Source organism: Caloranaerobacter azorensis DSM 13643 (genome assembly GCF_900129995.1).
Taxonomy (GTDB): Bacteria; Bacillota; Clostridia; order Tissierellales; family Thermohalobacteraceae; genus Caloranaerobacter; species Caloranaerobacter azorensis.
The window spans coordinates 19,466-29,393 of sequence record NZ_FQXO01000027.1; the positions used below are offsets into that span (position 1 = coordinate 19,466).

The following is a 9,928-nucleotide window of genomic DNA, read 5'->3' on the forward strand; positions in this document are numbered from 1 at the left end:
ACTTAAAAGGCAACTTTCAAACAAAGTCAGCATTGTTTGAAGTTGCCTTATGATATCTATAATTAGTTCACTTTACCAAATTCAACTTTTACCAAAGAATTAAATTCTACCATAGTACCTGCCGCTGGATACTGACTTTTTACAACACCATTTCCTTTAAATTTAAATCTCAACCCAAGATTGTTAAGAAGTTCTGTAACTTCCTCCATCGTTTTACCCTTAAGATTTGGCATAATAATCTTACTATCTTCTTTTCTCCTAGAATATACATACAAATCTATCATTGAACCCTTCTTTACCTTTGTGCCCGGTAGTGGAAATTGATCTATTACTAATGAATCTTTTTGAATATCTAATGTTTCTGTATTGTAATCAAGCCCAGCCTTTTTTAATTTATTTACTACATCTTTTATTGTTAAATTTCTTACCTCAGGAACTACAACCGTCTTTTCGTTATTATTTTTTTGCTCGTCTGCTGTAAATTGAGGTTCTACATCTAAATAATTCAAAGTCTCTTTTATTACCTGACCAGCTACCGGTGCAGCAATTCTACCACCATAATATTCGCCATTACTAGGCTCATCAATAACAACCAATACTGTAATTTTAGGATCATTTACAGGTGCAATAGCAACAAATGATGCTACATATTTACCTTCAGCGTACCTTCCATTTATTACTTTTTGAGCTGTACCAGTCTTTCCTCCAACTCTATAACCAGGAACATAAGCCTTTTTACCAGTCCCTGATGAAACAACAGTTTCTAGTATGCTTAACAAAGTCTTAGAAGTATCTTTTGATATTACTTTTCTTTTTATTACTGGTTTAAATTCATGAACCACATTCCCTTTATCATCAACTAATTCTTTAACAATTCTAGGTTTCATTAAATTTCCGCCGTTTGCAACCGCAGATATAGCAGTAATTAACTGAATTGGAGTAACAGCTATCCCCTGCCCATATGAAATAGTAGCTAAATTAACTTCTTTCATATATTCAGGTCCTCTTGGGATAATTCCAGATTGTTCTCCAGTTAACTCTATACCAGTTTTCTCTCCAAATCCAAAAGCTTTTATATATTTATACATCCTCTCTTTACCAAGTCTTTGCCCAACAGCTACAAAGACCTCATTACATGAGTTTTGAACTCCTTCTACAAAAGTTTCGCTGCCATGTGGGTTATACCATCTCCAACACTTTAATCTAGCGCCTTTAACACTAGTTATAAAGCCATCACAATAAAACTGACTTTCAGGAGTTACAACATTTTCCTCTAACCCCGCAGCAGCCGTTATTATTTTGAAAGTAGAACCCGGCTCATAAACATCATTTATAGGAAAATTCCTCCACATATCATACCATTTTTTTATCAACTCTTTTTGAGGCAATTCTTTCCATTGCTGTTTTAAATTTTCATCTAAAGGTTCTCTAGGGTTATTTGGATCATAATCCGGTTTAGAAGCCATAGCTAATATATCACCTGTTTTAGGTTCCATAATTATTATTGATACTCTTTTCGCTTTATTTTTTAAAAGAGCCTCTAAAGCAGCCTTCTCTGCAAAATGCTGAATAGTTTCATCTATCGTAAGAACAACACTCAAACCATCTTTTGGTTCATATAGTTTCTCGTTCGCATATGGCAATTGTCTACCAACAGCATCTGCAGTTTTTATCCATCTACCCGGTGTACCTGTCAAGTATTTATTATATGTCTTTTCAATACCATACAAACCAACATTGTCAATATCTGTAAATCCTAATATGTGTGCTGCAAAATTATCATATGGATAATATCTTTTGTTATCGTCTACAATCTCTATCCCACTTAACTTTTTACTCCGTAAAATATCTGCTTTTTCTTTAGATATCCACATCTTTATCTTAACGACACTTTGTCTGCTAGTAATCTTTTTATAAACATTATCTTCATCTAAATCAAGTACTTCTGCCAATATTTTTGCAGTTTCTTTAGGATTTTTTACATCTGCAGGTCTACACCAAACAGTATCAGCACTAACACTTATGGCTAATTTTTTACCCTTTCTATCAAATATTACTCCTCTTTTGGCTCTAACTGGTATATCTCTAGTCCATTGTTCTAGAGCTAATTTCTTCAGTTCTTCACCCTTAACTATCTGCAAATATCCTAGTCTTATCGTTAGTGATAATGAAGCAATAGATACTAATAACAACATTGCAATAAGTCTTTTTTTTGTAGAAATAGTGGGTGATGACACAGCTTTTCCCCCTTATATTACTGAAAATATCCAAACATCTTGTTAACAACATTTCTGAAGGCATTGAGGAATATATAATTATTATCCCCTTTATCTTCAGCCACATCGGTTTCATCATTAAATAAATCTTCAACAGTTAAATATACCGTTTGATCGTTTGTAGGATATTTCAATCCTAATCTTTGCTTTGCCTCTTTCTCTATCCATTTAGATTCTTTTATTTTCTCCAACTCTATAATTAAATGCTGTTTTTGATTATTTAACTTTTCTATTCTTTTGTCAAGCATAGTTATATCATATCTCATTTTAGTAATATGAGCATATCTTAACAAAACAACTAATGCTATAGCTAAAATCAAAAAAGAAAACATAATAACTTTAACTTTCATTAAAACTATTTTCTTTGATTTTCTTATTTCTCTCTTTTCAATTCTGTTTATTCTATTTTCATTTTTTAATAATCTATTTTCTTTTTTTGCTACTAACAAATTTATTCACCCCTTTTTCAGTTTAGAACACTAAACTTTCTCTGCTATTCTAAGTTTAGCGCTCCTAGCTCTAGGGTTTTTAGAAAGTTCTTCATTAGAAGGCAAAATAGGTTTCTTTGTTATGATCTTTAACTCTCTCTTTTTATTACAAACACATACAGGTAACTCGGGTGGACAAACACAATCCAAACTCAACTGCTTAAAAGTCTCTTTAACAATTCTATCTTCTAATGAATGAAATGTTATTATGCAGATTCTTCCACCCTTGTTTAAAATCTTGACTATATCCTCAATAGTCTGCTTTAAAATCCCTAACTCATTATTCACTTCAATCCTTATTGCTTGAAAAGTCCTTTTAGACGGATGAGGACCGTCTTTTCTTGCTCCTTTCGGAATAGCTTTCTTAATAATATCTACTAACTGTCCAGTAGTATCTATAGCATTATTTTTTCTATATTCAACTATAAATTTTGCTATTCTACTCGCCCATCTTTCTTCACCATATTCTCTTATTATTTTTGCAAGTTCGTCTTCTGAATACTTATTTACAACATCCCATGCACTAAAATCACTACTTCTATCCATCCTCATATCTAAAAAGGCATCTTTTTTATATGAAAATCCTCTCTCTGCTACATCTAATTGGTGTGAAGATACACCTAAATCTAACAGTACACCATCTATCACATCTATATTCAACCTATTAAGTATATTGCTAATATTACTAAAGTTATCATGCACTAAAGTAACTTTATCAATGTAATGTTTTAATTCTTCTTCTGCCTTACGTATAGCATTCATGTCTTGATCAATTCCAATTAAACGTCCATTTTTTAATCTCTTCACTATTTCTTTAGAATGTCCAGCTCCTCCTATAGTACCATCAACATAAATACCATTTTCACGAATATTAAGTCCCTCTATAACCTCATTTAATAAAACTGATACATGTTTAAAATCCAATTTAGCCACCTCTTTTACTATTCTTTCTCTTTTGTAAAAAGAACAACTTTATAATATTATTATTAGTTTTAAAAAAAATCAATATTTACTAAATACCCAATTCAGCCATTTTTTCAGCAATATTTTCATAGCTCAAATTTTCATCCTCGTTATATAAAATCCACTCCTCTTTGCTCCAAATTTCTACTCTATTTGACACTCCTATTATTATAGCATCTTTTACAAGTTTACAATGCTGTCTTAAATTGCTAGGTATTAATATTCTACCTTGCTTATCTAATTCGCATTCTGTTGCTCCAGCAAAGAAAAATCTTACAAAAGCTCTTGCATCTTTTCTAGTCAATGGTAGTGATTTTAACTTTTCTTCTAAAACTTTCCATTCATCTTTTGGATATACAAAAAGACAGTTGTCTAATCCTTTGGTTAGAATAAAGGATTCTCCTAAGTCCTCTCTAAACTTAGCCGGTATTATTAATCTGCCTTTTTTGTCAATTGAATGCTGATATTCTCCAATAAACATACATTACACCCCATTATAAGGAACAAGCCCCCACTTCCTACCACTTTAAACCACACTGTATATCTTCTATAATATTTTTTGAATTCCTGCTATCAATTTGAAATTTTTTTGAAAATATGCTAGTACATAGGACCCATTTAAAAAAGTAGTATCTTACTAATTTATTTAAATCTGAAATTTTGTTATTTTTTAAACAAAAAAAACGGCTAAAAGCCGTGAGATTGTTGACAAAATAGAATAGATTTGTCAACAGTCTAGATGGCTAAAAGCCGTATTAATGTCATTAAACTATTTACTTATAATTATTCAATTTAAATAGAGTGGTTTAAAGCGGTAGGAGTATAAGTATGCTAATTATCTTTTAACCTATTTTCCTTGTCTAAATAGAAAAGAGTTATCAACTTATCTAATTCAACGCTTAGCTCATATATAATCTCATAATTCTGCTCTTCATTTATTGATTTATTAAGCTCGTCCCTTAAATGAGCAATCTGCTCCTTTAAATCCATAATACCAACTCCTACCATAAGAAAATATCGGGTAATGTCATTTTATTACATTATTCGCCTAAATGTCAATACATTTTTATCCAAAATTACAAAGAAATTTTAAATTAGACACCAATTATCTACTTTTATCATCTTTTTACGCTCATTTTCTATATTTTATAATAAATTTCTAGTATTTTATATATTATTCTAAAATTCTTTTTCTCCTCTTATAAAATAGTACCATTGAAACTGCTATAATTATAATACTTATTAGCTGTGCTACTCTAAACTTACCTAGCATTAAACTATCAATTCGTAATCCTTCTATGAAAAATCTAGCAAACGAATATAACATCAAATACAATAAAAAGACTTCTCCTTTAACTTTCACTTTATTTTTTCTATACCATAATAAAAATAAAAATACTCCAAAATCCCATATTGACTCATATAAAAAAGTAGGATGAACTTTTTGTCCGTTAACTATAATACCCCACGGTAAGTCAGTAGGAGTCCCATATGCTTCCTGATTAATAAAATTACCCCATCTTCCAATAGCCTGACCCAAGATAATACTAGGAGCAACTATATCCGCTATCTCCCAAAAATTTACCTTCCTAACTTTACAATATACTAAAGCAACTATCACAGCTGCAATTATACCTCCATGAATAGCTAGTCCTCCACCTCTAATATTTATTATCTTTAAAATATCCCCTCTATAGTACTCCCAATTAAAAATCACATAATACATTCTTGCTCCAATAATAGCCAAAGGAATAGCAAAAATAAGCAAATCTATAAGTTTTTCCTCATCAAAACCAATTCTTCTACACTCTCTAACTGCTATTATCATTCCTAATAACATTCCTAAAGAAATTAAAATACCATACCATCTAACAGATATTCCAAAAATCTCAAAAGCAACCGGATTCATACAATCACTCCTTAAATAAAATTGAAGCTACTAGAAATCTAGTAGCTAACATACATTTCTATTATATTTTTCTAAATATAATTAGTCAATAAAATCTTAAGGATTTACTATTGAAATTACAAAATTATCTTCTCTAAAATGTTTTTCTAACCTTTTCTGCAAATCTTCTAAACTTATATTCTCAAGTATATTCATATATTCAAACAAAGATGCATTTTTAAAATAATATGATGTAAAAGAATTAGCAATAAATTCTATTGAATCAAAATCCATTATGTGATAGCCTAATGATTTTTTCTTAATTCTAATAAAATCTGTTTCGTTTAAACCATTTATTTTAATCTTCTCTAAATATTTAATTATAGTTTCTAGAACTTTTTTAGGTTCCACAGACTCTCCGCCTATTATAGAATGTCCATAATCTTTATGCCCAATATACTGGCTTCCAAAAGTATTATTTATTAAACCATCTTCATATAATTTTTGATATAATTCGGAACTTTTCCCGAATAATAAATCTAATAGTATATTAGTTTCAATCTCCTTTTTTAATAGCATATCACCATCATACCCTAAATCTATATCTTTAAATCCAATATTAAACAATGGAGATGAAACTTGTAATCTCTCTTCTAAAATACTTTCATTAATATGTTTAGGCTCTTTTGGATAAAATCTTTTTATATTTAAATCCCCTTTTGATTTACTGCTTTTTAAAGCATTATTTACAACTTCCAAAGCCTTTTCAAAATCGAAATCACCTACCATGACAAGTACCATATTTTCTAATCTGTAAAACGTATTATAACATTTATATAAAAATTCTTTATTAATTTTCTTTATACTCTCAACCGTTCCCGCAATATCAATTCTAACCGGATGATAGTGATACATACCTTTTAAACAATTAGAAAATACCTTCCAATTAGGTGAATCGTCATACATTCTAATTTCTTGTTCAATAATTCCTTTTTCTTTTTCAACATTCTCATCTGTAAAATACGGATTTTGTACAAACTTAACCAAAACCTCTAGATTTTCATAAAATTTATCAGTGCACGTAAACAAATATGATGTTTGATTAAAATTAGTAAAGGCATTTACGTATGAGCCTAACTCTGAAAATTTCGCAAATATATTCCCTGTCGGTTCTTCAAATAATTTATGTTCCAAAAAATGAGCTATCCCTTCAGGTACTTCTATAGCTTCAGTTTCTTCGACGGGAATAAATTTATTATCATTTGAACCATAATTAGTCGAAAACATTGCATATTTCTCTACATAATCTTTTTTAGGTATATGAAAAACATTCAATCCACTATCTAACTTTGCAAAATTAAGCTTTTCATTCAATTTATCATGTGTAGATACTTCTATTTTCAAAAGTATTCCTCCCTACTTTTTCCTTTTAGTTAAAAAATATATTGTATCTAAACTCAATTTTTTAGCAGCTTCTACTATTTCGTATTTAGATACATTTTGCAATCTTTCAATTATTTCATCAATATTTCTGTAATCATTTGCAAGTATATTACTCAAGTAATAATCAGCAAGAGAAAAATTACTATCTTTTATGGACTTTATTGAAGTTATTAAAGTTTTTTTTGCCTGTCTAATATCGCTTTCTGAAAACTTGCCTAATTTCATATCTTCTACTTGCTCTTTTATTATATCCAGCGTTTTCTGATAGTTTGAAAACTCTATACCCGAAGATATTATAAGCAGCGACTTATACTTTAATACTCTCGAATAAATATAATAAGCTAAACTCTCTTTCTCTCTCACATTCATAAATAATTTCGAATTAGGCCCGCCACCAAGTATATTACTCATGATTAATAACGGCTCATATAATTTATCTTCATACGGTATATTTGTTCTAAATCCTAATGTCAATTTTCCTTGATTAACATCCATCTCTTCGCGAACTAAATTTTTAGTATGAATCTCTTTTAATACATTTTCTCTTTGTATGTCAATAACCTTATCCCTTTCTATATCAAAATTTTCTACAAAGATATTAGAAACTGCATCGACGTCTATATCTCCAACGATACATACCTCTATAGGACTTGATTTTAAAACTGTTAAATAATGCTCATATAGCTTACGGCTATCTATATCCTTTAAATCTTCTACATAACCATGTTTATAAAGACTATAATTTTCATTTTTACACATTTCTTCAATACATCTATCTACTGAATAAGTCTTTTTATCATTTATTCTACTCTCTATTTTCTTTTTCAAATTTTCCTTTTCTTGATTTACATATTCATCCAGAAAACTACCATTTTCTAACAAAGGATTGTTGATTATTTCATTTAAAATTTTAATCATTTCTTCGATTAAATTATTACCTGAAACATATTTATCATTTGGCCCTTCCAATGTAAATCTAATTACTTGTCTTTCACCCTTCTTCGTAACATCTACGCTCAAATTTGCACCAAATAGATCCTCTAATTTTTGCTGTATATCTGTAAAAGTATTATAGTTCTTTGTACCTCTTTTCAAAACCATTGGCAATAATGCATTTTTAGTTACCTCACTACGCACCAATGGCCTAACAATATAAATGCTAATTAAGTTTGATTTAAATTTATCCGTAACAATTAAATTCAAATTTACTCCTTCATCAATTCTCTTTCTTATATTTTTTAATGTCAATATACAACCCTCCTACACATTATTAGTTCCAGACTTTCATATCTGCTAATTTAATCCTATTTCTTATTTCTTTAATGATATTATCGTCATTACAAAAACCATCTATAACTTTAACCTTAATGCCTTCTGGAAAATCTACCTCCCTTTTTACTTTATCAGCTATAATATTATTATCTATGTCAGTAGTCGTAGGTTTTAAATATACACAAAGTATCTCGCCAACTCCATACTCCAACACTTCTTTAACTGCCTTAACATAATCAGGCTTTAACTTATCAAACCATGCTATTTTTATTTTAGATTCATCAATTCCTAATTCTTCAACTAGATATGTTTTTACCTTTTTAGAAAACATTATCTGCTGTTTTACCGATTTAATTAAACTACTTTTATTATACTCCCCCTGTCCTATTAATACTATTCCCGTATCCATTATTTTTTTTGCATCTACATTATTTGAAATTTTATTTAAATATGATATAGCTAGGTATTCACTATTCCAAAAAGGTTCAGTCCACCTAATTTGTACATTATAATTATACAATTTAAGTTTTTCAACCCTCTTTTTTAATTTAGCAAATTCACTCCCTTCAGAAATAATTACAGGTACCACTATTATTTTATAATACCCTTCAGTTACTAAATTAAATATTTTTTCTTCTACATATTCTGTATCTTTTAAATATGCAATATTTATATAATATTCGTCAGAAAGCACACTTCTTAACTTTTCAACTAATTTTTTAGTATTTCTCTCATAATCACTTCTTCCAATCATTCGATAATTCTTTTTAATATTATATAATTGAAAAGGTATACTTATTTTGTTTAAAAATTTTTCATTTAGCAAAATATTAGTTATAGCCTTTGAAGGTTCGTATACAGAACTTTCTCCTTCAACAACTAATAATACAGCTTTATCCTCCTTTCGTCGATAAGTATTTAAATTGCCAATCTTCATATTGTACTTTTGAGTAAATAAAAATAATATAGATAAAATATAAGTTATTAAGATTATCCCAATAAGTAAAAAAATACTCTTTTTAGTTTTAAAACTCTTTCTCTGTTTTAATATATTGATAAATCCAACAAATGACAGAAGTAGAAATATATTTTCTAGTGTATTATCATATGTAAAAAATAATACACTAAAAAAAATGAACATGATAATATAAAATAATAATTTGAAACTATTAATATTTGACATAATGCCACCTACTCAACTTATAATTTCATTATTCATTTTTATAATTTTATGTATATTTATATATTTTTTAGAACTAAACCCTTTAATAGATAAAAAAAGGGTCCCGCTTTGCGGGACCCGCTTCTTTTTGCTACCCGCAACTTAATTACTCTAGTCTATATGTTATACCATGTACACCCTTATATTTAATAGGCTCCATTACGCCACCACATTCTACACAATCAAATCTCGGTGGTACGCTTATATCTCCACTATCTAGTATGTCAAACATTTCTACTACATCTTTTGGTACCTCTTCTTCTATCCCACATTCTATACATTTGTATCTTACATATTCTCTTTTTTCTTCTCGTTCTTGTCTTCTCCTTTTCTTTATTCTCTCTCTTATTTTGTCTTTTCTTTTTTTCTTTGCCAT

Annotated in this window: 10 protein-coding genes; all 10 read right to left on the reverse strand. The window is 29.0% G+C overall.

The window, feature by feature from the left end:
* Window positions 1-62: 62 nt before the first annotated feature.
* The gene (locus tag BUB51_RS06040; protein ID WP_073196273.1) at window positions 63-2,237 is read right to left on the reverse strand and encodes a stage V sporulation protein D; all 2,175 of its coding nucleotides are present in this window, start codon (window positions 2,235-2,237) and stop codon (window positions 63-65) included.
* Between the two features lie 17 nt (window positions 2,238-2,254).
* On the reverse strand, window positions 2,255-2,725 hold the full coding sequence (locus BUB51_RS06045) for an FtsB/FtsL family cell division protein (protein ID WP_035163109.1): 471 nt from the start codon (window positions 2,723-2,725) through the stop codon (window positions 2,255-2,257).
* 30 nt (window positions 2,726-2,755) lie between these two features.
* A complete protein-coding gene (gene rsmH / locus BUB51_RS06050) occupies window positions 2,756-3,688 on the reverse strand; it encodes a 16S rRNA (cytosine(1402)-N(4))-methyltransferase RsmH (RefSeq protein ID WP_073196275.1) in 933 nt (310 codons plus the stop codon).
* Between the two features lie 88 nt (window positions 3,689-3,776).
* Window positions 3,777-4,208 (reverse strand): division/cell wall cluster transcriptional repressor MraZ, encoded by a 432-nt coding sequence (gene mraZ / locus BUB51_RS06055; RefSeq protein WP_035163107.1) that lies wholly within the window; start codon window positions 4,206-4,208, stop codon window positions 3,777-3,779.
* A 350-nt stretch (window positions 4,209-4,558) separates the two neighbouring features.
* A complete protein-coding gene (locus tag BUB51_RS12705; protein ID WP_143153573.1) occupies window positions 4,559-4,717 on the reverse strand; it encodes a Spo0E family sporulation regulatory protein-aspartic acid phosphatase in 159 nt (52 codons plus the stop codon).
* A gap of 184 nt (window positions 4,718-4,901) precedes the next feature.
* Entirely contained in the window at window positions 4,902-5,636 is a 735-nt protein-coding gene (lgt, locus tag BUB51_RS06065; RefSeq protein WP_035163106.1) for a prolipoprotein diacylglyceryl transferase, read from the reverse strand.
* A gap of 96 nt (window positions 5,637-5,732) precedes the next feature.
* Entirely contained in the window at window positions 5,733-7,019 is a 1,287-nt protein-coding gene (gene yfmH / locus BUB51_RS06070) for an EF-P 5-aminopentanol modification-associated protein YfmH (RefSeq protein WP_143153574.1), read from the reverse strand.
* Window positions 7,020-7,031: 12 nt separating this feature from the next.
* Entirely contained in the window at window positions 7,032-8,306 is a 1,275-nt protein-coding gene (gene yfmF, locus BUB51_RS06075; RefSeq protein ID WP_073196277.1) for an EF-P 5-aminopentanol modification-associated protein YfmF, read from the reverse strand.
* Between the two features lie 22 nt (window positions 8,307-8,328).
* On the reverse strand, window positions 8,329-9,513 hold the full coding sequence (locus tag BUB51_RS06080; protein WP_073196278.1) for a CbiX/SirB N-terminal domain-containing protein: 1,185 nt from the start codon (window positions 9,511-9,513) through the stop codon (window positions 8,329-8,331).
* 145 nt (window positions 9,514-9,658) lie between these two features.
* Window positions 9,659-9,928 (reverse strand): hypothetical protein (locus tag BUB51_RS06085; RefSeq protein ID WP_073196280.1); only part of this gene is annotated, 270 nt, incomplete at its 5' end.